19 protein-coding genes and 1 tRNA gene are annotated in these 26,471 nt (G+C 66.4%); 1 reads left to right on the top strand and 19 read right to left on the bottom strand.

What is annotated here, in order from left to right; translation table 11 throughout:
• Window positions 1–108: 108 nt before the first annotated feature.
• The 9 genes from GGR73_RS00725 to prpB all read right to left on the bottom strand — a co-directional run bounded on the left by GGR73_RS00725 (window position 109) and on the right by prpB (window position 16,029).
• Window positions 109–5,010, bottom strand: coding sequence for an alpha-2-macroglobulin family protein (locus GGR73_RS00725; protein WP_184455215.1), 4,902 nt, complete (start codon window positions 5,008–5,010; stop codon window positions 109–111).
• Window positions 5,011–5,688: 678 nt separating this feature from the next.
• Window positions 5,689–6,672 (bottom strand): nucleoside hydrolase, encoded by a 984-nt coding sequence (locus tag GGR73_RS00720; protein WP_184456439.1) that lies wholly within the window; start codon window positions 6,670–6,672, stop codon window positions 5,689–5,691.
• Between the two features lie 106 nt (window positions 6,673–6,778).
• Entirely contained in the window at window positions 6,779–8,995 is a 2,217-nt protein-coding gene (locus tag GGR73_RS00715) for a TonB-dependent receptor (RefSeq protein ID WP_039523923.1), read from the bottom strand.
• A gap of 188 nt (window positions 8,996–9,183) precedes the next feature.
• Window positions 9,184–10,383 carry a 2-methylaconitate cis-trans isomerase PrpF gene (gene prpF, locus GGR73_RS00710; protein ID WP_184455213.1) on the bottom strand — a complete coding sequence of 400 codons (1,200 nt, stop codon included), beginning with the start codon at window positions 10,381–10,383 and terminating at the stop codon, window positions 9,184–9,186.
• 93 nt (window positions 10,384–10,476) lie between these two features.
• Complete coding sequence (locus GGR73_RS00705) at window positions 10,477–10,770, bottom strand: type II toxin-antitoxin system RelE/ParE family toxin (RefSeq protein ID WP_202397434.1); 294 nt, start codon at window positions 10,768–10,770, stop codon at window positions 10,477–10,479.
• Between the two features lie 20 nt (window positions 10,771–10,790).
• On the bottom strand, window positions 10,791–11,033 hold the full coding sequence (locus tag GGR73_RS00700; RefSeq protein ID WP_029220676.1) for a type II toxin-antitoxin system ParD family antitoxin: 243 nt from the start codon (window positions 11,031–11,033) through the stop codon (window positions 10,791–10,793).
• Window positions 11,034–11,124: 91 nt separating this feature from the next.
• Complete coding sequence (gene acnD, locus GGR73_RS00695) at window positions 11,125–13,716, bottom strand: Fe/S-dependent 2-methylisocitrate dehydratase AcnD (RefSeq protein WP_184455211.1); 2,592 nt, start codon at window positions 13,714–13,716, stop codon at window positions 11,125–11,127.
• A 186-nt stretch (window positions 13,717–13,902) separates the two neighbouring features.
• Window positions 13,903–15,057, bottom strand: a complete 1,155-nt coding sequence (gene prpC, locus GGR73_RS00690) for a bifunctional 2-methylcitrate synthase/citrate synthase (RefSeq protein WP_115043160.1) — start codon at window positions 15,055–15,057, stop codon at window positions 13,903–13,905.
• Window positions 15,058–15,132: 75 nt separating this feature from the next.
• On the bottom strand, window positions 15,133–16,029 hold the full coding sequence (gene prpB / locus GGR73_RS00685) for a methylisocitrate lyase (protein ID WP_184455210.1): 897 nt from the start codon (window positions 16,027–16,029) through the stop codon (window positions 15,133–15,135).
• A gap of 146 nt (window positions 16,030–16,175) precedes the next feature.
• Here prpB and prpR point away from each other — a divergent pair, with 146 nt between their 5' ends.
• Window positions 16,176–17,777, top strand: a complete 1,602-nt coding sequence (prpR, locus tag GGR73_RS00680) for a propionate catabolism operon regulatory protein PrpR (RefSeq protein ID WP_184455208.1) — start codon at window positions 16,176–16,178, stop codon at window positions 17,775–17,777.
• 205 nt (window positions 17,778–17,982) lie between these two features.
• Here prpR and GGR73_RS00675 read toward each other — a convergent pair whose 3' ends face one another.
• The 10 genes from GGR73_RS00675 to fabD form a co-directional block, all read right to left on the bottom strand.
• Window positions 17,983–18,309, bottom strand: a complete 327-nt coding sequence (locus tag GGR73_RS00675; RefSeq protein ID WP_039523911.1) for a hypothetical protein — start codon at window positions 18,307–18,309, stop codon at window positions 17,983–17,985.
• Window positions 18,310–18,617: 308 nt separating this feature from the next.
• A tRNA-Val gene (locus GGR73_RS00670) sits at window positions 18,618–18,692 on the bottom strand.
• Window positions 18,693–18,933: 241 nt separating this feature from the next.
• Complete coding sequence (locus GGR73_RS00665; protein ID WP_039523910.1) at window positions 18,934–19,287, bottom strand: PilZ domain-containing protein; 354 nt, start codon at window positions 19,285–19,287, stop codon at window positions 18,934–18,936.
• Complete coding sequence (locus tag GGR73_RS00660) at window positions 19,284–20,243, bottom strand: DNA polymerase III subunit delta' (RefSeq protein WP_184455206.1); 960 nt, start codon at window positions 20,241–20,243, stop codon at window positions 19,284–19,286. The genes GGR73_RS00665 and GGR73_RS00660 overlap by 4 nt, the downstream gene beginning before the upstream one ends.
• Complete coding sequence (gene mltG / locus GGR73_RS00655; RefSeq protein ID WP_054590842.1) at window positions 20,240–21,304, bottom strand: endolytic transglycosylase MltG; 1,065 nt, start codon at window positions 21,302–21,304, stop codon at window positions 20,240–20,242. Before mltG ends, GGR73_RS00660 begins: the two co-directional genes overlap by 4 nt.
• A 60-nt stretch (window positions 21,305–21,364) precedes the next feature.
• Window positions 21,365–22,720, bottom strand: coding sequence for an aminodeoxychorismate synthase component I (locus GGR73_RS00650; RefSeq protein WP_054590841.1), 1,356 nt, complete (start codon window positions 22,718–22,720; stop codon window positions 21,365–21,367).
• Window positions 22,721–22,901: 181 nt separating this feature from the next.
• On the bottom strand, window positions 22,902–24,137 hold the full coding sequence (gene fabF, locus GGR73_RS00645) for a beta-ketoacyl-ACP synthase II (RefSeq protein WP_184455204.1): 1,236 nt from the start codon (window positions 24,135–24,137) through the stop codon (window positions 22,902–22,904).
• Window positions 24,138–24,278: 141 nt separating this feature from the next.
• Entirely contained in the window at window positions 24,279–24,518 is a 240-nt protein-coding gene (gene acpP, locus GGR73_RS00640) for an acyl carrier protein (protein WP_002814322.1), read from the bottom strand.
• A gap of 155 nt (window positions 24,519–24,673) precedes the next feature.
• Entirely contained in the window at window positions 24,674–25,417 is a 744-nt protein-coding gene (gene fabG, locus GGR73_RS00635; RefSeq protein ID WP_016902515.1) for a 3-oxoacyl-ACP reductase FabG, read from the bottom strand.
• 82 nt (window positions 25,418–25,499) lie between these two features.
• On the bottom strand, window positions 25,500–26,444 hold the full coding sequence (gene fabD, locus GGR73_RS00630) for an ACP S-malonyltransferase (RefSeq protein WP_184455202.1): 945 nt from the start codon (window positions 26,442–26,444) through the stop codon (window positions 25,500–25,502).
• Window positions 26,445–26,471 lie beyond the last annotated feature (27 nt).

Genomic DNA, 26,471 nt, shown 5'->3' with positions numbered 1-26,471 from the left:
CCGCCGCCGCCGACCCCCAACAACCCCACCCTCGTTCCCCCTCTCGCGCGCGATGGGGCGTTACCGGTAACGCCCCATCGCGCGCGAGCGCGCTCCTACTTTGTCGCCCTACGGCTGCACCACCGTCATCGTCGCTGGCGTGCTGCGCCCCACGCCGCGCAGCTCGGGGCGGTACATGTCTTCCACCAACGATGGCGGCACCGTGTACGTGCCCGGGGTGACTGCGCGCACCAGGTAATACAGCTGCGCCTTGCTGCCCGAGGACAGCGCCAGCGCGGCCACATAGCGGTCGTCGCGGAATTCTTCGTGCTTGACGTCGGCGGCGCTGGAACGCTCGCTGATGCCGATGCCGTCCACCACCACGTCGGCCCATTGCTTGGCATCGCCGAGATTGAAGTTCTCGATCTCCAGGCCGGCCGGCAGCAGGTCGGTCAGCAGCGCGTCCGGCATGTCGCTGTTGGCGGTGATGGTGACGCGCACGATCAGCGCTTCGCCTTCCTTCAATGCACGCGGGGTCCACGGTTTGCCGTCGGTGGTGTACCAGCTGCGCTCCACGCTGAGGTTGCGCGTGTCAGGCTCCGGTGCGCTGCGCGGGATGCCGGCCACTTCCAGGCTGGCGTACATCGGTGCCTCGCCCTGCGGTGCGAACTGCACGCCGCGCGCCAGGGCGGCGCTGTCGAAACTGCGCCCGAACAGGCGTGCCGGCGCAATCTCCTGCGCCTCGCCGCCAACAGTCAAGGTGCCGGACACTTGCTTGCCCTGCCCGACCATCAAGGCCTTGCCCAAGCGCGCCAGCGCCACCTGCTCCTGCGTGCTCAGCCACAGCCAGCCGGTGGCGCGGCGTGCATCAAGCGCGCGGCCCAATGCCACTGCGCGGGTGTCGTACTCGGGCTTGGACAAGCCACGCTCGTGCAGCAACGCCATCATCAAGGCATCGTCGCGGATCGCGCTGCCGTAATCGGCGAAGTATGGCGGTCGCTCGCTGCTGTCCTTGGCAAAACCCGCCTTGATCGCCGCCTGCCCACGCTTGGTGTCGCCCTGCAGCGACAATGCCGCGCCCAGATGCACCAGCGACAAGCCGGTCAATGCCTTGTCGCGCTGGTTGTCGTACAACGCGCGCAGCGTGCCCAGCGGCGCGCGGTTGACGCGTGCCAGCACATAGCCGGACCAGGCCTGGTTGGCGAACTTCAGGCTATCGCGGCGGTCCTGCCCGTAGAACTCGTTGCCACCGGACAGCAGGTCCTCGCTGAGCCGATTGAGCGCCTTCTGCAGCACGTTGTCGGGCACCGCAAAGCCGGCGTCCTTTGCGTCAAGCAGGAACTCGGCGATGTACGGGGTCAGGCCCGGATTGACGTAACCGTCGTCGCCCCACATCGAAAAATGCCCGCTGGCGATCTGCATCGAGGCCAGGCGACCGAATGCGCCTTCCATGCGCTCGCGGCGCTTGCCCGCCTCCAGCCCCTTGGTGCCCAGCGCCCTGGCGGTGGCATCGTCGAGCAAGAGTGCGGCATAGCCCTTGCTGGTGGTCTGCTCGGCGCAGCCATACGGATAGTCCAACGCACCCTGCAGGGCGCTGGCGAACGGAATCGGCGGCAGCGGGCTGACCACCATGCGCGCGGTCACCGAGCCGGCCATCAGGCCATCGGCAAAGCCGCTGTCCAGGGTGATCGGCGCCAGCGGATCGAGCACGCGCGTCTGCGCACGCAACACCTGCGGCCAGCCGGCACGCACCGGCAGGTCGTAACTGCGGTCGGCCTTGAAGCCGTTGCCGTCTACACGCACGCGCACCTTGGCCACGCTATAGCCTTCGGTGGCGCTCAGCGGGAAGCTCAGCGTCTGCTTGGCATCCACACCAAGCTTGACGCTGCGCGCCGCCTCGGCGATGGCCAGCGGGCCGATCCCGTCCACGCGCACATTGAACTCGCCCGGCTTGCCGGTGAAGTTCTGCACATCCAGCGTCACCGTGCTGCGGTCGCCCGGCGCCATCACGCGCGGCATGCTGGCCTCGGCCAGGATCGGGGCACGCACCACGGTTTCCACCGCGTGGTTGCCGAACCGCGTATCCGAATACACCAACGCCGACACCCGCAGCGTGCCGTTGAAATCCGGCACCGGCAGTTGCACGCGCGCATTGCCCTTGGCATCGAGCTTCACCGAGCCGGAGAACAGGTCCACGGTCTGCACGCGCGCGGTCGGGCGCTTGGCCTGCGGCAAGGCTTCCAGCGCCATGTCGCCGCCGAACTTGAGCTTGCCGCTGGCGCCTTCGAAGCTCTCGATCACGCGGCCGTAGATGTCGTAGGCATCGGTGCCCAGACGACGCTGCGCGAAGAACTGCGCGTTGGCATCGGGCACCGGGAAGCGGGTGATGTTGAGGATGCCCACGTCCACCGCCGAGATGGTCACGTGCGCCGCCTTGCCGGCCAGCTCGGGCACGCTCACCGTCACCGGCAACGCCTGCTCGGGGCGCATCTGCTTGGGCGCAGCCAGGCCCACCGCCACGCGTCGCGCCTTGCGATCCATCGGCACATACGCCACGCCCACCGCACGCGCCGGGGTGATCTTGCTCGGCGCACTGCCGCCGCGGAACACCAACGCGGTGACGTAGACATCGTGGCGTTCCCACGCGTCGGTCACCGGGATTTCGAAGCTGCTGCCCGGCTTGACGTCGATGTCCTGCACGTACAGCAGCTTGTCGCTTTCCACCAGCAGCACGCCCTTGCCGGCATGCGGCGGGGTCAACGTGACGGTGAGCGTGTCGCCGGCGCGATAGGCGGTCTTGTCCAAGGCCAGCTTGACCTTGTCCGGGCGCGCGTCCAGGCCGCGGTTTTCGTCGTTCCAGCTCCAGCCGGCGCGGAACGGGTAGCGCGTGGTCAGCCCGGTGGACGGGTCGAACACGTCCAGGCGGTACTCGCCCCACTCCACCGGAACCTCGAGCTTGGCGTTGCCGCCGGCGATGTCGAGCGTGCGCGTGTCCTTGTTCTCGAAGCGGCGGGTGAAGTCGTAATCCCAGTGGTCGTCGGTGTAGTTCCAGTGGTAGTCGCGCAGCTCGCGCACCAGCGTGGCCTTCAGGCCCTTGGCCGGTTGCGGCTTGCCATCGGCATCCACGCGGGTGATTTCGAAGCGCGCGGTGCCGTTGGCGTCGGTGCCGTCCTTGTCGTCGAACAGGGGACGCACGCCGACCAGCGCCTTGGCCGGCCACAGCACGCGCTTGACGCTGCGGGTGACGGTGCGCCCGCCGGTCTCGTACACGCTGCCCGAGACCACCGCCGCAATCGTGCTGACCGGCTTGGCTTCGGCAGGCAGCGCGATGTCTTCGCGCAATACGCCATCGCTGCCGAACTCGGTGTCGATCACGTCCTTGGCGTCGCGCGGCAGCTCCAGCGTGGGGTCGCCGAAGAACCAGCCCGGCAAGGACTCGAGCGGATGCTGCTCGACGCTGACCGCAAGCTTGGCGGTGAAACGGTTGCCATCGGCCGGCGCGCCATACAGGTACGCGGCATTGGCGACCAGCGTGAACGGCTGGCCGGGGCTCAGGGTCTTTTGGATGCTGTCCAGATCCAGCTTCATGCGCTCGGGCAGGAACTCTTCCACGCGCACGGTCATCCCCTGCACGGCGTCCTTGCTGGCCGGATCGGTGCGGAATTCCACCTGCCAGCGGCCGGTCGGCGCATCGGCCGGAATCTGCTGGGTGAATTCGAAATAGCCCTGCTCGCCCGGCTGCAGCTTGGTCTCGCGGAAGGTCTTGCCGTCCGGCTGCTTGAGGCGCAGGAATACCGGCTGCGGCTTGGTCGGCTTGCCGTCGTTGTCGCGCAGGATCGCCGACACGCGCATGGTCTCGCCGGGGCGATACAGGTCGCGGCCGGCCCAGGCGAACACGTCGAACCAGGCGCTCTCGCGCCCGGCCACCGCAAATTCGCTCAGGTCCAGCGCCGGTTGGTTGAACGGCAGCACCGAGATATCGGTCTTGCTGCGCGCCACCAGCACGTGGCCGGCATCGAGCGTGTAGTTGAGCAGCGCATTGCCGTTGCCGTCGGTGGCACCCTTGAGGAACAGCTCGCCCTTGGCATCGAGGACGCGCACTTCCACGTTCTTGATCGGCTCGCCGCTTTGCAGCGAGGCGGTGTGCACGAACAGCTTGTCCTTGTAGGCGCGCGTGTGCAGGCCGATGTCGCTGACGGTGAAGAACGCGGTATCGAAGCCATTGTCGAAACTGCCGGCGCGCTTCATCACCGCAAAGTACAGGCCCGGCTCCTGCAGTTCCTTGATGTCCTGCGTGGGCAGGTAGGTCAGCACGCGCTCGTTCTGCTTGCCGCCGAGAATGAAACGATTGACGTAGACCGGGTCGGCCAGCTTGGACAACGGCTGCTTGTCGTTATATTCGCTCTCCAGCTCCCAGCTGCCGCGACGACCGCCGCGCTGGAACTGCTGGAAGAACGCCGGCAGCGACTTCTCGCGCACGCGCAGGAACTCCACGTCCACTTCCGGTACGTTGACCGACACCACCGGCAGGCCGCGGCTCTCGCGTGCCGGCAGCACGCTGCCTTGCGAAGCGAACCCGGCCACCGGCTTGAGCGCGCCGGTGTAGACCTTCTGCTTGAGCGGCTTGCCCAGGCGGCTGCCATCGGCGGCCAGCAGGTTGGCGTCGACCAGGACGGTGTAGTCCTTGGCCGCTTCCACGTACGGGTAGCGCAGCGTCTTGCCGTCGTCGGACAGCGTCCAGCTGCTGTCGCCGGTGCCGACCTTTTCCTCGAAACGCACCAGCGCATCGAAGTCCTGCGTGCCCACCAACGGCCGCGAGAATTCCAGCGCCAGAGATAGCCCATCGCTGGTCTGGTCCGGATAGGCGCGCGCCAGCGCAAAACCGGTGATGGCCTGCTTGTCGGCTTTGATCGCCTCGCCGCTGGCGACAGGCAGTTGGCCGCTTTCGTTGCGCTTGCACGCCACCGCGCCGATCGCCACGCCCAGCAGGACCACCCACAGCAACATGCGCCGCGTGCCCGACCACGTCATCCCTGATTCCCGGCTGTCCATTCGCACTACCCCATGACTGAGGACGCAAGTATAGCGATGCCGTTCACTTCACCGATGGCGGCATGAGACGACGCAAGGACTTGCCGATGGGCGGCGATGATGCGCCATCGGGCCAGCGCTGCGACGGCACCGGCGCGCCCGACCAGTGGTGAGCGCAATGGTTTGACACCGGTCCATGGCAGGCCGCTGAGTTGCGGCTTGGCTGCAGGGCCCTTGCCCGCCCACCCTCGCAGGACACGCCGCAAGTACGTCCATGTAGGCTCTTACGCGGCATCCATGCCGCGTAAGGTCCCGCGACGGTGGGCGGGCAAGGACCTGTCGAGATGGTCGGTGTGCAGGGGCGCACACAGGGCATGGCGTGCATTGTTCGGAGGATGGTGCGTCGAACAAACGTTCCATCACAAGCAGAGCAACAAGCAGGCGTTCAACCAAGCAACCGACGCATTTTCTGGTGCGGTGTCCTCGCCGATTGCGGGACCGTGTGGCGGCATGGATGCCGCCACCGAGCCTACAAGGATGTACTTGCGGCGTGTCCCGCGAGCGGTGAGGGCACCGCGCACACGACCAACCAGGCTTTTGACTGCATCCCAAAGTACGGCCAATAAAACCACTGCGCTCGCCACCAAGCCGGCGCTCACCACATCTTGATAGCCACTCCTAGCGCGACTGCAGCACCGTGCGCATGTACAGGTCGATCAACGCCGGCTTGTCCGCGCGCAGGCAGGCCTGCACGTTCGGCGTGCCTGCGCCTTCGCGGGTGTAGCCCTGCGCATCGACGTCCAGATGCAGCGGCATGGTCGGGCACAGGTCGGGGCGCAGCAGCCAGGCCACCGGCACTGCGTCGAACAAGGTCGGCGTGGCACTGGCCCAGGGCTGGTCGGTATTGCGCCACTGGTAATACAGCTGGGTGAGCGCATCGGTGAGCCCATCGCCGTGTGCAAACAAGGCGATGCGCTCGGGTTCTTCCAGCGTGATCTGGGTGGCGTCCAGCGGCAGCAATACGATCGGCACGCCGGCCGCGAACACCCGCTGCGCCGCCGGTACATCGGCCAGGATGTTGTACTCCGGCGCCGGCGCGCTGGCCGGACGATAGGCCGACTTGCCGTAGCCAACGCGCACCGACCCGCCCATCGCCACGATGCGCTTGAGCTTGGCAAAGCCGGCTGGGTCGCGCTGCTGCGCCACTGCGGCGTCGGTCATCGGCCCCAATACCAGCAAGGTCACCTTGCCAGGGTGCAGGCGCGCCTGCTGCAGGATCATCGCCGCCGCATCCGGCAGCTTGCCGGGCAACTGTCCCCTGGCGGCCCAGCGCGCCTGGCTGAAGGGGATCGCGCTGGTGGTGCGTGCGCCCACCGCCAACGGAATCTCGCTGCGCCCGGCCTGCTGCAACAGGCGCTGCAGCAACTGCGCACGCATTCTGGTGTCGCCCCAGGCCGATGCGATGCCCAGCACATGCAGCTGCGGGCTACGCAGCAACAGCCCGAGCGCAAACGCATCGTCGATGTCGTCGCCGATATCGGTGGAGACCACCAGCAACTCGGAGGACGTCGACGTAGACGTGGGCATTGGCGCCAGCTGCGCGGCAGTGGCGGCAGGCGTCTGCGCCCATGCCACTGCCGACGCACACCACAGCCCCAGCATCCACCACATGTTTCGCCATCTGCGCTGCATGCATCCACTCCTGCGACCATAAAAAAACCGCCGGCATATTGGCCGGCGGTTCAATAGTGCTACACCACGACGCCGATCAGAAGTTGGCGCGGAACTGCGCACCGACGATGCGCGGGTCGTTGATGAAGCCGGTGAGGTTGTTGAAGTCAATCGCACCGGTCACGCGGATCTGGTTGGTGCAGTTGCGGCAGAACACCGACAACTCGTACGCGCCCGCGCCCCAGTTGTAGCCGATCTTGGCGCCGCCCTCGACCAGCGGCTGGCCGGTGAACTCCTTGGAGTCGTACAGGAAGAAGTTCACTTCGCTGCGGTAGGACCAGTCGGTGTAGAAGAACAGCTCGCCGTCGTTGCCCATCGGGATGCCGTAACGCAGGGTGGCATTGGCCATCCACTTGGCAGCCTGCGGCAGGTCGTTGCCGTCGATGATGGCGTTGCCGGCCGCATTGAGCGGGTCGGTCACGGTGCAGGTGCGGCACACGCCCACCGACAGGGTCGGGTCGTCGATGCGGGTCCAGTTGTAGGCGCCGCCGGCGGTGACGCGCAGGTTCTGGGTGAGCAGCGCTTCGAAGTCGAACTCGGCGCCGCGCGCCTTGGTCTTGTCGGCGTTGAGCAGGCGCACGTCGTTGGAGACGCCGCCCACTGCGGTGAGCTGCTGGTTCTTGACGCGGAAATCGTAGATGTCAAAGCTCAGACGCGCGCGGTTGTCGAACAGGTCGGACTTGATGCCGATCTCGAACGAATCCACCGTCTCCGGCTCGGCCACGGTCAGCGGCGCGGTGCCCGAAGGCACGCCGAAGCTGGCGCCGCGGAAGCCACGTGCCGCACGGGCGTACACGTTGACGTCGTCGTTGATGGCGAAGGTGGCCGCCAGATCGCCGGTGACCTTGGAGTTGTCGGTCTCGCCGCTGGACGGCTCGACCAGCGTGACGCGGTCCAGCGCCAGCACGTCGAAGGTCTTCTTGTCGTAGGTGTAGCGGATGCCGGCGCGCAGGTTCAGGCGATCGGTGGCCGCATAGTTCAACGAGCCGAACGCCGCCCACGAGGTGTTGCGCTGGCGGGTCAGCTGGTAGCTGGCCAGATCGCCGCCGCTGAAGGTGTTGTAGGTGTAGTTTTCGCCTTCCACGTCGTCGTGGAAGTAGTACAGGCCGGCCTGCCAGTTGAGCGGGCCTTCGTATTGCGATTCGGCACGCAGTTCCTGGCTGTACTGGTCCAGGCTCTTGATGCCGCCGGCGGTTTCCACCGGGAACGGAATCACGCCCGGGCCGGACGGCGGTGCGAACACCGCGCCGAAGCCGCCGTCGATATCGCCGCGGCTGTAGTACTTGCCGATGCCTTCGTAGGCGGTGATCGAGTGCAGCGCGATGTCGCCCAGGTCCCAGGTCAGATTGGCGCTGCCGCCGTAGGTCTGCAGTTCCTGGTTGTTGGCGCCGTCGATGAAGGACTTCTCTTCGTCGAAGCCGTCCACCAGCTGGTTGGTGCCGGGCTGGATGATGTTGGCGCGGAACAAGCGTGCGGTGCCGTCCAGGTGACGCGCATGCGCGTTGAACAAGGCGCTGAAATCGTCGCTGGCCTGGTACAGCAGCTGCAGGCGCACGGCCGAGTCGGTATAGCCTTCCAGATCGCGGCCATCGCGGTTTTCCACCCAGTCGTCGCGGCGCTGGCCCAGCGTGGACAGACGCGCCGCCCAATGGTCGCCCATGGCGATGCTCAGGCCGCTTTCCAGGGTCATGGTGCCGTAGGTGCCGTAGGACAGGCTGGCGTAGCCGTCATTGGCGCCGATGGCCGGCTTGACCGAGTTGAACTTGACCACGCCGGCCGGCGTGTTGCGGCCGAACAGCGTGCCCTGCGGGCCGCGCAGCACTTCCAGGCCTTCCAGATCGAAGATCGGGAAGCCCTTCAGGAATGCGTTTTCCTGCACCACGTCGTCATAGATCAGCGACACCGGCTGCGAGGCATAGGTGTTGAAGTCGGTGTTGCCGTAGCCGCGGATGTACACGCGCGGGAACACACGGCCGTTGGACGACTCGATGTTGAGGCTGGGCGCCTTGCCCGCGAGCACGCGGATATCCGAGCCGCTGGTGGAGATGGCATCCAGGAACTCCGGACGCAGCACCGATGCCGAGACCGGTACGTCCTTGGAATCTTCCGAGCGGCGCTCGACCGTGACCTTGACCGCGTCCAGGCGCACGACACCGTCGTCGCCGGGCGCCTGCTGGGCAGCGGCATGGAGCGGGAGAAGGGAAGCAACGGCAACGGCGAGCGCGCTGATCTTGAGCGACCGGCTGGCGGACATGGGAAGACTCCGAATTCGGTTGGCGGAGCGGCCTGATCTGCATGCCGCGTTGCAACAGAATTAACACGATTTACACAAATTTGGCAGAGCGCGTGCGAAAAAGTTTTCCGAATTCGAAAAGGCGTTCGAATTAATGCAACACGCGCATGCAATGTGTGCGTTGGGGCCTGCCCGGTCTCAGCGGGCGATCAGCCGCCCCCGGCGGCGTCGACCGGCACGCGCACCCAGCCTTCCATCAGCACCCGCGCACTACGACTCATCAGCGCCTTAGTTACCTGCCACTGGCCGTCCACCAGCTGCGCCTCGGCGCCGACGCGCAAGGTCCCGGAGGGATGCCCGAAACGCACCGCAGAGCGCGCCGCGCCGCCCGCTGCAAGATTGACCAGGGTCCCGGGCACGGCGGCCGCGGTGCCGATCGCCACCGCGGCGGTGCCCATCATGGCGTGATGCAACTTGCCCATCGACATCGCGCGCACCAGCAGATCGAGTTCGGCAGCGTGCACCGGTTTGCCGCTGGAGGCGGTGTAATCGGCCGGCGGCGCCACGAACGCCACCTTCGGCGTGTGCTGCCGCGTCGCTGCGTCTTCCACCTTCGCAATCAAGCCCATCCGCACCGCGCCGTGCGCACGCAGGGTCTCGAACATGGTCAATGCACGCGGGTCGCCATTGATCGCTTCCTGCAGCTCGGTACCGGTATAGCCCAGGTCGCGCGCGTTGACGAAGATGGTCGGGATGCCGGCATTGATCAGCGTTGCGGCGATCGTGCCCAGGCCGGGAATCTCCAGCTGATCGATCAGCTGGCCGGTGGGGAACATCGCCCCGCCCTCGCCTTCGGCATCGTCGGCCGGGTCGAGAAATTCCAGCTGCACTTCGGCCGCGGGAAAGGTCACCCCATCCAGTTCGAAGTCGCCGGTTTCCTGCACCTGGCCATCGGTCATCGGTACATGCGCCACGATGGTCTTGCCGATATTGGCCTGCCAGATCCGCACCGTTGCCACGCCGTCGCGCGGCACCCGCGCGGCATCGACCAAGCCATTGGCGATCGCAAACGGTCCCACCGCCGCCGACAGGTTGCCGCAGTTGCCGCTCCAGTCCACGAACGCGCTGTCGATGGACACCTGCCCGAACAGATAGTCCACATCGTGCCCGGCACGGGTACTGGCCGACACGATCACGCTCTTGCTGGTGCTGGAGGTCGCCCCGCCCATGCCATCGATCTGCTTGCCGTAGGGATCGGGGCTGCCGATCACCCGCAGCAGCAACGCATCGCGCGCAGGCCCGGGCTGCTGCGCGGCAGCGGGCAGGTCCTGCAGGCGAAAGAACACGCCCTTGCTGGTGCCGCCACGCATGTAGGTGGCCGGGATGCGGAGTTGGGGGAGCGGGGTCATGGGCTTGGTCTATCTCGGTTGATCGTGATCACAGCGAAGACGCACTGACTGCGGCGCTGCCGGAGAGTTGAGGCAAAACTGGCGTCGAACCGCTCAGGCGTCGCCGCTCATCCACGCAGGAATGTCGCGCTGCATCTGCAGCACACGCCAGATGACGATGTCCGTGTCGCGTTCGATGTAGAAAATCAAATAGGGAAATCCCTTGAGTGGCCACACCCGCAGGTCCTGCAGCTTCAACAGCACCGCATGTCGGCTGGAACCGACACCCGGGTGCTGCATCAGCATCTTGACCGCCGACTCCAGCGCGTCGGCAAACGCCAGTTCCAGCGCGAGCCCGGCTTGTTCGCCATACCACGCAGCGGCTTCGTCGACGTCACGTAGCGCCAATGGGCGCCAGCGCGCCGGCTTCACTTGCTGGCAGCGCGTGCCTGCGCGCGCTCACGCATCTTGTCGAAGAAATCAGGCTCCGTTGCCACGGCCGGCCCGGAGTTGGCCCCATCCAGCAGCAACCCACGCAGCTGTTCCACATCACGTTGCTTGCGGATCAGTTCGCGCAGGTACTCGCTGCTGGAACCGTAGGCGTGCTCCTGAACTTGCTGATCGACGAACTGCTTGAGCTCGTCGGGCAAAGAGATATTCATCGTGGCCACGCGACCTCCTGATGGCAAAGATTGCCAAAGTGTGCGCGCCTGCACGGGTGGGTGCAAGCGCGCGACCTGGCGTCCTCGGGCGTCGAAGCCATCAGGCTGCCGAGGCCTCAAGAAAATCCTGCGCAAATCGTTGCAGCACGCCGCCCGCCTCGTAGATGGACACTTCTTCGGCGGTGTCCAGGCGGCAGATGACCGGCACCTGCACCTGCTCGCCGTTGCGCCGATGGATCGACAGCGTCAGCGTGGCGCCCGGCGTGCGCTCGCCGACCACATCGAAGGTTTCGCTGCCGTCGATGCCCAGCGTCTTGCGGTCGGTGCCCGGCTTGAACTCCAGCGGCAACACGCCCATGCCGATCAGGTTGGTGCGGTGGATCCGCTCGAAGCCTTCGGCCACGATCACCTCCACCCCGGCCAGACGCACGCCCTTGGCCGCCCAGTCGCGCGAGGAGCCCTGCCCGTAATCGGCACCGGCAATGATGATCAGCGGCTGCTTGCGCATCATGTAGGTTTCGATCGCCTCCCACATGCGCAGCACCTGCCCTTCCGGTTCCAGCCGCGTCAGCGAACCGGCGGTGACCTGTCCATCGACCACCGCCATTTCGTTGACCAGCTTGGGGTTGGCGAAGGTGGCGCGCTGCGCGGTGAGGTGATCGCCGCGATGGGTGGCGTAGGAATTGAAGTCTTCCTCCGGCACGCCCATCTGCGCCAGGTATTCGCCTGCCGCGCTGCCGGCCAGGATCGCATTCGACGGCGACAGATGGTCGGTGGTGATGTTGTCGCCCAGCACCGCCAGCGGGCGCAGGCCCTGCAAGCTGCGCGCACCGGCGAGCGCACCTTCCCAGTACGGCGGGCGCCGGATGTAGGTGCTGGCCGGCCGCCAGTCGTACAACGGACTGACGCGGATGCCCTGCCCCGCGCTGCGCTTGAACATCGGGTCGTAGACGCTGCGGAAGTGCTCCGGCTTGACGCTGCGCGCCACCACCGCATCGATCTCCGCATCGCTCGGCCACAGGTCCTTGAGCGTCACCGCCACGCCATCGGCATCGATGCCCAGCACATCCTTTTCGATATCGAAGCGCACCGTGCCGGCGATGGCATAGGCGATCACCAACGGCGGCGATGCCAGAAACGCCTGCTTCGCATACGGATGGATGCGCCCGTCGAAATTGCGGTTGCCCGACAACACCGCGGTGGCATACAGATCGCGGTCGATGATCTCCTGCTGGATCGCAGGGTCCAGCGCACCGCTCATGCCGTTACAGGTGGTGCAGGCAAACGCGACGATGCCGAAACCCAGTTGTTCCAGTTCGCCCAGCAACTCGGCCTCTTCCAGGTACAACTGCACCGCCTTGGAACCCGGCGCCAGCGAACTTTTCACCCAGGGTTTGCGCGTCAATCCGCGTACATTCGCATTGCGCGCCAGCAAGCCCGCGGCAATGACATTGCGTGGGTTGGAGGTATTGGTGCAGGAGGTGATTGCCGCGATGATCACCGCGCCATCGGGCATCTGGCCCGGCACGGCATCCCAGACGCCGGCAATGCCGCGCTCGGCCAGCTCGCTGGTGGCCACGCGCTTGTGCGGATTGGATGGCCCGGCCATGTTGCGCACCACGCTCGACAGGTCGAACTGCAGCACACGCTCGTACTGCGCTGTGACCAGGTCATCCGCCCACAGGCCGGTGTGGCATGCGTAGGTCTCCACCAAGGCGATCTGTGCGTCCTCGCGCCCGGTCAGGCGCAGGTAATCCAACGTCTGCTGGTCGATATAGAACATCGCCGCAGTGGCACCGAACTCCGGCGTCATGTTGGAGATGGTCGCGCGATCGCCGATGGTCAGTGCGCTGGCACCGGCCCCGTAGAACTCCAGATAGGCACCGACCACACGTTGCTGCCGCAGGAACTCGGTCAGGGCCAGCACGATGTCGGTGGCGGTAATGCCGGGCGCCGGCCGGCCCAGCAGTTCCACACCGATGATGTCGGGCAGCCGCATCCACGAGGCGCGCCCCAGCATCACGTTTTCCGCTTCCAGCCCGCCCACGCCCACCGCGATCACACCCAGCGCATCCACATGCGGGGTGTGGCTGTCGGTGCCTACGCAGGTATCGGGGAACGCCACGCCATCGAGCGTATAGATCACCGGCGACATCTTCTCCAGATTGATCTGATGCATGATCCCGTTGCCCGGCGGAATCACTTCCATGTTTTCGAATGCGCGCTTGGTCCACTCGATGAAGTGGAAGCGGTCGGCGTTGCGCCGATCTTCCACGCTGCGATTCTTGGCGAAGGCCTGCTTGTCGAAACCGGCGTATTCCACCGCCAGCGAGTGATCGACGATCAACTGCACCGGCACCACCGGGTTGACCTGCGCCGGGTCGCCCCCCTGCTCGGCGATCGCATCGCGCAGCCCGGCCAGGTCGACCAGCGCGGTCTGGCCCAGGATGTCGTGACAGACCACCCGCGCCGGAAACCATGGAAAATCCAGGTCGCGCTTGCGCTCGATCAGCTGGCGCAGGTACGCCTCCAGCATCTGCGGTTCGGCGCGCCGCACCAGATTCTCCGCATGCACACGTGCGGTGTACGGCAGCGTTGCATAGGCGCCGGGTTGCAGCGCATCCACGGCGGCGCGTGCATCGAAGTAGTCCAACGAGGTGCCCGGCAAGGGCTTGCGGTACTGGCTGTTCATGGCTGGCGATATCGAAGCGGGCGGGGGGTATTTCGGGAATCGGGAATCGGGAATCGGGAATCGGGAATCGGATTCAGGATTTCCGGCGTGTGGGGGGGACTGCCATCTCTCGTTGCGGTTGCCATCGTCTGATCGCCTTCGTTGAGCGAAGGCGATCGGCAGATTAATCCAACCGCTGGCGCGTCCTCAGGAGCGTTGATCCAGCGGTACGAAGACCTGATCTTCCGGGCCGGTGTAATTGGCCGAGGGACGAATGATCTTGCCGTCCATGCGCTGCTCGATGATGTGAGCGCTCCACCCGGCAGTGCGCGCCAGCACGAACAACGGCGTAAACATCGCCGTCGGCACGCCCATCATGTGGTAGCTGACCGCACTGAACCAATCCAGGTTGGGGAACATCTTCTTGATGTCCCACATCACCGTCTCCAGGCGCTCGGCGATGTCGTACATCTTGCGGCTGCCCTGCTCGTCAGAGAGTTCGCGCGCCACCTCCTTGATCACCTTGTTGCGCGGATCGGACACGGTGTAGACCGGGTGCCCGAAGCCGATCACCACTTCCTTGCGTTCCACACGCGCCTTGATGTCGGCCTCGGCCTCGTCCGGGGTGTCGTAGCGCTTCTGCACCTCGAAGGCCACTTCGTTGGCGCCGCCATGCTTGGGCCCGCGCAACGCGCCGATGCCGCCGGCGATGGCGCTGTACATGTCGCTGCCGGTGCCGGCGATCACCCGGCTTGCAAACGTGGAGGCATTGAACTCGTGCTCGGCGTACAGGATCAGGCTGGTGTGCATCGCACGCACCCATGAGTCCTTCGGCGCGAACCCGTGCAGCAGATGCAGGAAGTGCCCGCCGATCGAGTCGTCGTCGGTTTCCACCTCGATGCGCTTGCCGTTGTGGCTGTAGTGGTACCAGTACAGCAGCATCGAGCCCAGCGAGGCCATCAGCTTGTCGGCGATATCGCGCGCGCCAGGATGATTGTGATCGTCTTTTTCCGGCTGCAGGCAACCCAGCACCGACACCCCGGTGCGCATCACATCCATCGGATGCGCCGACGGCGGCAGTTGCTCCAGTGCGGTTTTCACTGCCGCCGGCACGCCGCGCAGCGAGCGCAGCTTGGCCTTGTAACCGCGCAGTTCGCCGTCGTTGGGCAGCTTGCCGTGCACCAGCAGGTAGGCAATTTCCTCGAACTCGCTGGTGGTGGCCAGATCCAGGATGTCGTAGCCGCGGTAATGCAGATCGTTGCCGCTGCGGCCCACCGTACACAGCGCGGTGTTGCCTGCAGCAGTGCCGGACAGTGCGACGGATTTCTTCGGCTTGAAGCCGGGATTGACGGTGTCGTTCATGCGATGCGCTCCCAAACGGTGTCGTGTTGCGGTGTCACGGATGAAGTTGCGGAACCTGCACGCAGCAAGGCGCGATCATGCACCTTTGCGTGCAAACAACGCGTCCAGGCGCTGCTCGTAGCCGTGGTAGCCGATGCGCTCGTACAGCTCTTCGCGCGTCTGCATGGTGTCCAGCACGGCCTGCTGATGACCATCGCGCCGAATCGCGGTATAGACCGCCTCGGCCGCCTTGTTGGCCGCACGGAATGCCGACAGCGGAAACAGCTGGATCGCCACGCCGGCCTGGGCAAGCTGGTCGCGCGTGAACAGCGGTGTCTTGCCGAATTCGGTGATGTTGGCCAGCACCGGCACGCCCACTGCATCGACAAACCGCTTGTAGGTGTCCAGGTCGTACGCAGCTTCGGCAAAGATGCCGTCGGCACCGGCTTCCACGCAGGCGATCGCACGTTCGATCGCCGCATCCACGCCTTCCATCTGGATCGCATCGGTGCGCGCAATCAGGAAGAACGCCGCATCGGTCTTGGCATCGGCCGCCGCCTTGACCCGGTCGACCATCTCGGCCTGGCTGACGATCTCCTTGCCCGGCCGATGCCCGCAACGCTTGGCGCCGACCTGGTCCTCGACATGGCAGCCGGCTGCGCCCGCCTTGATCAGCGACTTGATGGTGCGCTCGATATTGAACGCGCTCGGCCCGAAGCCGGTGTCCACATCCACCAGCAGCGGCAGCTCGCAGACATCGGTGATGCGGCGCACGTCGATCAGCACGTCTTCCAGCGTATTGATGCCTAGGTCCGGCAGCCCCAGCGAACCGGCCGCCACACCGCCGCCAGACAGGTAGATGGCCTGGTAGCCGGCACGCTGCGCCAGCAGCGCATGGTTGGCATTGATCGCACCGATCACCTGCAGCGGCGATTCGGCAGCCAGCGCAGCGCGGAAGCGCATGCCGGCGGAAGCGGTGGGTGAGGACGTCATGGCGATTCCAGGGTTGGGATACGGGATTAGGCGCAAATGGCATGCCAACGCCAAGTCATTGATTCGATTTGGCCAGAACTACCCATATGTTGCAAAGCTGCAACGCAACGCGCAGCATGCAACATCTTTGCAACGCGGCACCAACGATGCGCAGCCCCAGGTTTACCGAGCCGATGGAGCCCTCTCCACCGGTCATCTGGACCGTCAGCGTCTCTCGCCTGACCGGCCTGCTGGCCGACGTCATCCCCGAGTTCGACCAGCGCGCGCGCATCGAGCAGGTCAACCTTGGTTTTGCCGAGGCGGTGGAGGTCATCGGCCAGCGCCTGCGCCGCGAGCACTGCGACGTACTGGTCGCCGGTGGCTCCAATGCCGCCTATCTGCGTAGCCGACTCGCACTGCCACTGGCGCCGATCCAGGCCACCGGGTTCGATCTGATGGAAGCGCTGGCGCGCGCACGCCGCATCGCACCGCGCATCGGCGTGGTCACCCATGCCACCGACGTGCCCTCGTTCCGCGCCTTCCAGGACAGCTTTGACCTCGACATCGAGCACCGCCGCTTCGTCACCGCCGAAGACGCGCGCGACTGCATTGCCGACCTGCGCGCCAGCGGCATCCAGGTCATCGTCGGCACCGGCATGGCGATCGATTTCGCCGAGCAGGCTGGCCTGCCCGGCGTGCTGCTGTATTCGGCAGATTCGGTCCGCCTGGCGCTCGAACACGCCATCGCGCTGGGTACCACACCCGGCAACGAGCGCGGCGGCAGCCGCACCGGCACGCGCCGGGTGCGGCGCACCGACGCATTGCTTGGCGAAGACGCCGCAATCGCGCAGGTGCGCGAGCTGGTGCAGCTGTACGCCCCGCATCCGGGCACCGTATTGATCAGCGGCGAGACCGGCACCGGCAAGGAACTGGTCGCGCGCCAGTTGCATGCCGGCAGTAGACGACGCGGCCGTTTCGTCGCCATCAACTGCGGCGCCATCAGCGAATCGCTGCTGGAAGCGGAATTGTTCGGCTACAGCGATGGCGCCTTTACCGGCGCACGCCGCGGCGGCCATGTCGGCCTGATCGAAGCCGCGCAGGACGGCACGCTGTTTCTCGACGAGATCGGCGAACTACCGATGCCGCTGCAGACACGCCTGTTGCGCGTGCTGGAGGAGCGCGAAGTGCTGCGTGTCGGCGCTACGTTGCCGGTCGCCGTCGACGTACGCGTGGTCGCCGCCAGCCTGCAGCCATTGCAGGCCCTGGTCGAACAGGGGCGCTTCCGCCGCGACCTTTTTTATCGCCTGGCGGCGTTACGCATCGCCCTGCCGCCGCTGTGTCATCGCCCCAACGAGATCGCCTTGTTGCTGGCACATTACTTCCAGCAACTCGGCGCGCTGCCGTCGCCATTGTCTCCAGCAGCGCTGCAGCGGCTGCAACAACACACCTGGCCGGGCAACGTGCGCGAACTACGCAACCTGGTCGAACGCCTGTGCATCCACTGGAAGGCCCAACCGCACGACAGCCTGGGCCTGGATCAATTGCAACGCTGGGCACCCGAGCTGTTCGACATGCGCATTGACGGCAGCGTGGCGGCCCCCGAGCACAGCGATCTTGCAACCTCGCGAATGCAACTCACCGCCGCAGCAGTCCGCGCAGCGCTCGATCGCGCAAACGGCAACCGCGCACTCGCCGCACAGGCGCTCGGCGTCTCGCGCACCACTTTGTGGCGCTGGATGCAGGCGCACGCGTCGGCATCGCCTGCTTGAGATGCAGCTGCGGGCTTTGGCTTGCGCGCTCGGGCCGCAAGCGCAGACGTTGGTCGGCGAGTCGTCAGCACGCAAGACTGGCGGTCGGCGGCGACCGGTCATGCGACACGATCACACGGCAGGGTCGGCGCGACGTTGGTAATGCGATCCCGCCGCAGATGCAGCACGCCACCCAGCACTCACCTAGTGAGCGAGCGCGCAGCGATCACTTGACCCGCGTGTATTCGGTATCGCCCGTGCTCAGGTGCCCGGTCGCCTGGTCGATCGCGTAGTTGACCGTGCCATCGGCGTTGGATACCTGCAGCACGCCCTTGTTCAAGATCGCCGGATGATTCCTGGTCTTGACGCCACCGCCCAGCAGCTCCGGCGTGGTGTCGCGAATGATGAAGCTCTCGCCGTTGTGCTCGATGCTGAGCACGTTCTTCTCCGACTTCATGTTGACCCACTTGCCCACGTACTGCTCGCCCACGTCACGGGCACAGCCCGCCAGCAGCATCATTGCAACCAGAGCACTTCCAAGCAGCGCCTTCATCGCCACTCCTTCTTCAACGCGGGGGATTGCAGGATGGCGATTCGTTCCCGAGCCTGCAACAAGCAGGCACAACCGGATGAACACGGCTGTCAGCGACTTGAACAAACCCCTGAGTCGACAGGCTCCGTACTTCGCTCGCACGGATATCGTGACAACGGCCATTTGACGGCGTGGCCCAGGTCCACACGACCACGTCAGCCAAACCAGGCGCCCATGGCTTCGCCCGCCCCTGCAGGACAACAAAAAAGCCGGCACATGGCCGGCTCCTTTCTTCTCGCGCTGGAACCCTTGCTGTTGCTGGGTTTCGATGGTGGGCGGTACAAGGTTCGAACTTGTGACCCTTGCCGTGTGAAGGCAATGCTCTACCGCTGAGCTAACCGCCCGATGACGCGAGCCGCACATTATAGGGCAGCTGCGGCGATCGTCAACAGGTTCATCCACTGCGATGATGATGCGGTCGAAAACGCCGCGTTCCGATGACCGGGCGCGGCATTCGCGCTAGCTGGCAGCGATGACCCGGCGTTCGATTCGGCGCCGTTCAAACGCCCGATACGCAGCTTCGATGCCCCGCGTCCAACACGACGGCGATCACGCGCACCCGCACCCGCCTCACACCGCATGACCTCACATCGTATGCGTCGGCTTGTCCGAGGTCGTCAGGCCCGCCAGCAACGTCTCGATTTTGTTGCGCACGCCCTCGCCTTCCGGGCCGTCCGGGAACTGCACGCCGATGCCGGCGGCGCGGTTGCCCTGCGCGCCGGCCGGGGTGGTCCAGACCACCTTGCCGGCCACCGGCAGGCGTTCGCTGGAGTCCGGCAGGGTCAGCAGCAGGAAGACTTCGTCGCCGAGCATGTAGCGCTTGGGCGTGGGCACGAAGATGCCGCCGCCTTTCACGAACGGCATGTAGGCGCTATAGAGCGCCGGCTTGTCCTTCAACGCCAGCGACAAGATGCCCTGGCGTGCATTCATTGCACTCATCGAGTTCCCCTAGAACGTGCCGGACGCTCTCCCTCGCGCCAGGCCAGCAACAATTCCGTCACCGCCAGATCGGCGCGGACGGTGGTGCGCAGCAGGTCGCGGGTGCGATTGGCGGCGTCGAACCAAGTCGCCAGCTTGTGCAACCGCGATGGATCGGTCAAGCCGGCCGATGCCTGTGCCAGCGCAAGGTCTGCCGCGTGGCGCAGACGTTGGTCGGCCTGGCCGTCGTTGGTCCAGCGCTGCGCGATATCCACTGCGCTGGCGCGCCCGGCGGCGATCTGCTCCAGGTCCTGCGCCACCGCGCGGCGCACCGCCAGGCCGTCCTCGCGCAGCCACTGCGCCGCAAGCCCCGGATGACCGCGTGCGGCATCCAGCGCTTCCTGTGCAGCCCGTTCGTCGACACCTTGCGACAGCAGCCAGGCCAGCGCCTCGTGCGCGGGCGGCAGCTTGAATTCCAGACGCTGGCAGCGGCTGCGGATGGTCGCCGGCAGGCGCGCCGGCTGCGCGCTGATCAACCACAGGTAGCGCCCCGGCGAGGGTTCTTCCAGCGTCTTGAGCAAGGCGTTGCACGCGGCGCGATTGATCGCATCGGCCGGGTCGACGATCACAATCTGGGCGATGCCGTATTGCGGGGTCAGCGAGAGCTTTTGCGAAATCTCGCGTACCTGCTCGATCACGATCTCGGTGCGCAGCTTGTCGCCGGTGCGGTTGGGAATGAACGAGATCAGCTGCAGGTCCGGGTGGGTTCCAGCGGCGATCAGCTGCCGGCTGCGCTGCGCCAGCACCGGGTCCGGCGAGCTGGCCAGCACGTGCTCGGCCAGCGCCAGCGCCACCGCACGCTTGCCCAGGCCATCCGGCCCGCAGATCAGCAGGCCGTGCCCGAGCCGGCCGGCGTCCAGTGCCGCTAGCGTCTGGTCGTAGGCGCGCTGCTGCCAGGGTGAAAACGCAGTGGTCATGGAGTGGACTCCGGTTGCGGCAGGCGACGGCGCTGCAGGTAACGCGCCACCGCGGCATTATGTTCGGCCAGGGTGGCCGAGAACGCATGCGCGCCGGTGCCATCGCCGACCGCCACGAAGTACAGGGCGTTCCCCGGCGCCGGACGCACCGCCGCCAGCAAGGCCTCACGGCCGGGCATGGCGATCGGCGTCGGGGTCAGGCCGGTACGCGTGTAGGTGTTGTACGGCGTATCGGTGGTCAGGTCGCGGCGGCGGATATTGCCGTCGTAACTGCTGCCGATGCCGTAGATCACGGTGGGGTCGGTCTGCAGCTTCATGCCCAGCTGCAGGCGGCGCAGGAACACGCCGGCAATCAACGGGCGCTCCGAGCCCAGCGCGGTTTCCTTTTCGATGATCGAGGCCAGGATCAAGGCCTGTTCCGGCGAGCCGAGCGGCAGATCCGGCGCACGCTGCGCCCAGGCCTGCGCCAGCGCCTTGTCCATGGCCAGGTGGGCACGCTTGAGCACGTCCAGATCGCTGTCGCCGCGCTGGTAGAGATAGGTTTCCGGCAGGAAGCGCCCTTCCGGGTGCTGGTTGGCGAACCCCAGCCGCGCCATCAACGCCGCATCGTCCAGCGCAGCGATGGATTGCTGTAGCGGCGTGGCGGTGACGATCGCGGCGCGCAGCTGGCGGAAGTTCCAGCCTTCCACGATGGTGAAGCGGTACTGGATCACCCGGCCCTGGCGCATGCGTTCGAGCAGCTCGCGCGGCGACAGCGCCGGCGCCAGCGCGTATTCGCCCACCTTGAGCTTGCCGGTCGCATCGACCTGGCGCGCGAGCAACTGCCATTCCAGATTGGTGCCCTGCGCCACGCCGGCGGCGCGCAATTTGCGCAATGTGGCCTTGAGCGAATCGCCGGGCGCAATCACCACGCTGGGCGCGCTCGCGCTCACCGGTGTCTCGGCAAAGTGCAGGTAATGCCGCCACGCCACCAGCCCCGCAATCGCCAGCAGCGCCACGAGCAACAGGGCCGTGCCCAGCACAGCCAGACATCCACGTTTGCCAGTCACCGCCACACGCACCTCGTCATTGCCCCAGCGCCGCGCAGGATACCGCGCGCCGGTGATGTCCCGTTGAAGCGCTCATGCCTGGTCCAAGGCGCGCAGCACGCCGCGCGCCTTGGCGCGGGTCTCGTCCAGTTCGCGCTGCGGGTCCGAATCCACCACGATCCCGGCGCCGGTGCGGAAATGCACCTGCTCCCCGGCCACCTCGGCGGTGCGGATCAGGATGTTCAGATCCATGTCGCCGTCGCGATTGAGCCAGCCGAATGCGCCGGTATAGGCGCCACGCGCGGTGCATTCGAGCTCGGCGATGATCTGCATACAGCGCACCTTCGGGCAACCGGTGATGGTGCCACCGGGAAACACCGCGGCGATCGCCTCGCCCGGAGTGACGTCGGCGCGCAGACGGCCGCGTACATTGCTGACGATGTGGTGCACGTGCGCGTAGCTTTCCACGCCCATCAGCTCGTCCACCTCCACCGTGCCGGGCGCGCAGATGCGTCCCAGGTCGTTGCGCTCCAGGTCGATCAGCATGACGTGCTCGGCGCGCTCCTTCGGATGGCCGACCAGCTCGCGGATGCGTGCGGCATCGTCGTCGCCGGCAAAGCGCGCGCGGGTGCCGGCGATCGGGCGCGTCTGCACCACATCGCCCTGCACCGACACCAGCCGCTCCGGCGAGGAACTCACCACCGCACGTCCTGCCGCGACGAACAGGCCGGCAAACGGGGCGGGATTGGCCGCGCGCAGGCGCGCATGCAACGCCGCCGGATCGACCGCCGCGGCAAACCTCGCATGCCAGGCGCGCGAGATATTGGCCTGGAACACATCGCCGGCGCGCAGATAATCGAGTACGCGCTCCACTGCATCGGTGAAGCGCTCCGGCGCGTCCTCATCGACAGCCAGCGGCCCGACCCAGCCGGGCAATGGTGGCAATGCGGCGCAGGCGGCGATGTCCTCGACGATGCGGGTCAGCAGATCCTCGCGGCCCGGCTCGGCCAGCGCGATGCAGCGGCCTTGCACCCGGTCGCGCAGCACTGCGGCAGGCGCACGCAAGGCCAGTGCGCTCGGCAAGCCATCGCTGCGCGTGGGCAACTGCAGAATCGGTTCGACCTGCGCGGCCAGTTCGTAATCCAGCAACACCGCCCAGCCGCCGCGAAACGGCCAGGGGCTGGTCGCATCGTGCGGCACGCGCTCGGCCTGCCAGGCCGCATCCAGTGCCTGCAGAAAGCCGCCGTCCAGCACGCGTCCATCGCCGTCGCGCGTGCGCCCATCGGCATCCAGCCGCAGGCGTGCGCCGTCTGCCAGCAGCAATACGTCCCAGCGACCGTGCGCGGTGCCGGAGGCGGTGGATTCGAGCAGTGCCGGATACCGCTGCGGCGCCAGCCGATGCAGCGCCAGCAGGTCGATGTCGGCGTGCAGGGGTCTGGTGAGCGTCATCGGCCGGTTGGGCGTGGGGTGCTAAGAGGCGCCGCCCTGCGAGAGAGGCAGGGCACACATGAAGAGAAGGATCAGCTCGCGGAGCGACGTTCGGCCGCGTACACGCGCCCTGCCCGACCGCCGTAACCTGCGTGCGGCGTGTACCGCGAAGCATTGTTCGCGGTACACCAACGCCGGGACGTCAGACGCGCTTGAACACCAGCGTGCCGTTGGTGCCGCCGAAGCCGAAGCCGTTGGACATCACCGCATCCACCTGCACCTCGCGCGCCACGTTCGGCACGTAATCCAGGTCGCAGCCTTCGCTGGGCTCTTCCAGATTGATGGTCGGCGGAATGATGCCGGTATGCAGCGCCATCACCGAGAAGATCGCTTCCACGCCGCCGGCCGCGCCGAGCAGGTGGCCGGTCATCGACTTGGTCGAGCTGACCATGGTCTTGTAGGCGTGGTCGCCCAGCGCGCGCTTCATCGCCAGGGTTTCGGCCAGATCGCCCAGCGGCGTGGAGGTGCCGTGCGCGTTGAGGTAGCCGATCTGCTCGGGATTGAGCTTGGCATCGCGCATCGCCGCGGCCATGCTGCGCGCCGCACCCTCGCCGTCTTCGCTGGGTGCAGTCATGTGGAAGGCGTCGGAGCTGGCGCCGAAGCCGACCAGTTCTGCATAGATGCGTGCGCCACGCGCCTTGGCGTGTTCGTACTCTTCCAGCACCAGCACGCCGGCACCGTCGCCCAGCACGAAGCCATCGCGCTGCTTGTCCCACGGACGCGAGGCGCCGGTCGGGTCGTCGTTGCGGGTGGACATCGCCTTCATCGCGCAGAAGCCGCCCACCGAACTCGGCGAGGAGCCGCGCTCGGCGCCGCCGGCCAGCATCACATCGGCGTCGCCATGCTGGATCATGCGCATCGCGGTGCCGATCGAATGGTTGGAGGTGGCGCAGGCCGATACGGCCGAGAAGGTCGGGCCTTTCAGGCCCTTGATCAGGCTCACCTGGCCCGGCAGCATGTTGATGATGGTGCTGGGCACATAGAACGGCGAAATCTTGCGCGCGCCGCCCTCATGGAATTTGATGGTCTGCTCTTCGATACCGAGCAGCCCGCCGATGCCGGAGCCGAGAATGGCGCCAACGCGTTCGGCATTGCTTTCGTTGATTTCCAGGCCGGAGTCGTCCAGCGCCATGAACGAGGCGCCGACACCGTAATGGATGAACGAATCCATCTTCTTGACGTCCTTGGCGGACACAAAAAGCGTGGGGTCGAAATTCTTGATCTCGCCGGCGATCTTGGTGGTGAACTGCGAGGCATCGATCTGCGTGATCGGGCCGATGCCTGAGCGCCCGTGGATGATTCCATCCCAGCTGGTGGCCAGATCATTGCCCAGCGGCGACACCATGCCCATGCCGGTAACGACAACACGACGACTCATTGCAGATCTCCTCACCACGGAACGGACGGTGCTTGCAGTTTGCGGATGACGCTTGAAAAACACAGGGCCGCATCAGCGGCCCCATGGAATGTCTGACGCAGCAGCGGCTTGACGCACGCCACCGCTGTCAGGAACAACGCATCAGCTCTTGACGTGAGCCTTGACGTAGTCGATCGCCTGCTGGACCGAGGTGATCTTCTCAGCCTCTTCGTCCGGGATCTCGCACTCGAACTCTTCTTCCAGCGCCATCACCAGCTCGACGGTGTCCAGCGAGTCGGCACCCAGGTCATCGACGAACGATGCGCTGGTGGTGACTTCCTCTTCCTTGACGCCGAGTTGTTCGACGACGATTTTCTTGACGCGTTCTTCGATGGTGCTCATTGGGGATATCGCTCCAGATGGAGTAGTGGTGGTACGAAAAAAACGCCATCGGGCTGCGATGGCCGCGTTGGATAGTGTAGTGGAAGCGACCGAGCCTTGCATTGCATCACAAGTCCCGGCCGATCAGCCACTTAGCGCCTCCCGGCGCCGCACGCTCACGGCATGTACATGCCGCCGTTGACGTGCAGGGTCTCACCGGTGATGTAACCGGCGCTCGGGCCGGCCAGGAACGCCACCGCGTTGGCGATGTCTTCCGGCGCGCCCAGATGCCCGAGCGCGATCTGCTGCAGCAGGGCAGCCTTGGCCTCCTCCGGCAGCGCCTTGGTCATGTCGGTATCGATGAAGCCGGGCGCCACCACATTCACGGTGACCCCGCGCGAGCCGATTTCCTTGGCCAGCGACTTGGAGAACGCGATGATGCCGGCCTTGGCCGCGGCGTAGTTGGTCTGGCCGGGGTTGCCGGTCACGCCCACCACCGAGGCGATGTTGACGATGCGGCCCTTGCGCGCCTTCATCATGCCGCGCATCACCGCCTTGGAGGTGCGGAACACGCTGGTCAGGTTGGTGTCGATGATCGCCTGCCAGTCGTCGTCCTTCATCCGCATCAACAGGTTGTCGCGGGTGATGCCGGCGTTGTTGACCAGGATTGAGATCGCGCCAAACTCCTTGCCGATCGCATCGATCAGGCCATCGACCGCCGCAGCGTCGGTGACGTTGAGCTCGCGGCCGTGGCCGCCCTGGGCAGCCAGGCGCGCGCCGATCGCCGCGGCGCCGGAGGCCGAGGTCGCGGTGCCGATCACGGTGGCGCCCTGTGCGGCCAGCGTATCGGCGATGGCCGCGCCGATGCCGCGACTGGCACCGGTGACGAGGGCGATCTCGCCCTGCAGAGGCTTGCTCATGAATGCTGTTCCTCGAGTGGGGAGCTCGCGACCGCAGCCGCGAACGGTGAGGGCTGCCGGCAGCGCCGGCAGGTGCGTCGAATCAGTGCGTCCACGCCTCGAGCGCGCCGGCGTAATCGCCAGGCGTGGCCAGCGGACGGGTGTCCAGGCTCTTGTCGATGCGCTTGATCAGCCCGCTCAGCACCTTGCCGGGGCCGCATTCGGCGACCCGGGTGATGCCCTGGGCGGCCAGCGCCTGCACGCAGCCGGTCCACTGCACCGGCAGGTACAGCTGCTCGGCCAGCGCCTGGCGGATCGCATCGCTGCCGGTGTGCACGCGCGCATCGACGTTCTGCACCACCGGAATCTGCGGCGCGTGCCAGCTCAGCCCGGCCATCGCTTCGGCGAGCTGGTTGGCGGCATCGCGCATCAACGGGGTATGCGAGGGCACGCTCACCGCCAGTTTGACCGCCTTGCGCACGCCGCGCTCGGCCAGCAGGGCCAGCGCGCGATCCACCGCCGCCGCATCGCCGCCGATCACGATCTGACCGGGCGAGTTGAAATTGGCCGGCACCACCACCTGGCTGCCGGCCGCCTCGGCACAGACCTCCAGCACCAGCGCATCCTCGGCGCCCAGCACCGCCGCCATCGCACCGACACCGGCCGGCGCGGCAGCCTGCATGAACTGGCCGCGCAGCCGCACCAGGTGCGCGCCGTCGTGCAGCGACAGGGCGCCGGCAGCGACCAGCGCGGTGTATTCGCCCAGGCTGTGCCCGGCCAGGACCGCCGGGCGCTGCCCGCGCTGCGCATTCCACAGCCGCCACACCGCCACGCCAGCGGCCAGCAAGGCCGGCTGGGTGTATTCGGTGCGGTTGAGCATCTCTTCCGGGCCGCCCTGGGACAGCGCCCACAGGTCGACGCCAGCGCCTTCGGAGGCTTCGGCGAAGGTTTCGCGGATCTGCGGATGCAGCTCGGACAGTTCGGCCAGCATGCCCAGGGACTGCGAGCCCTGGCCGGGGAACACGAAGGCGAGAGTGGATTCGGTCACGCGTTGCTGCCTACAAAAATCGAGCCG

Source organism: Xanthomonas sp. F14, from assembly GCF_014199865.1.
Note: the sequence above shows the minus strand (reverse complement) of the source record. Positions and strands in the feature narration are given on the sequence as shown.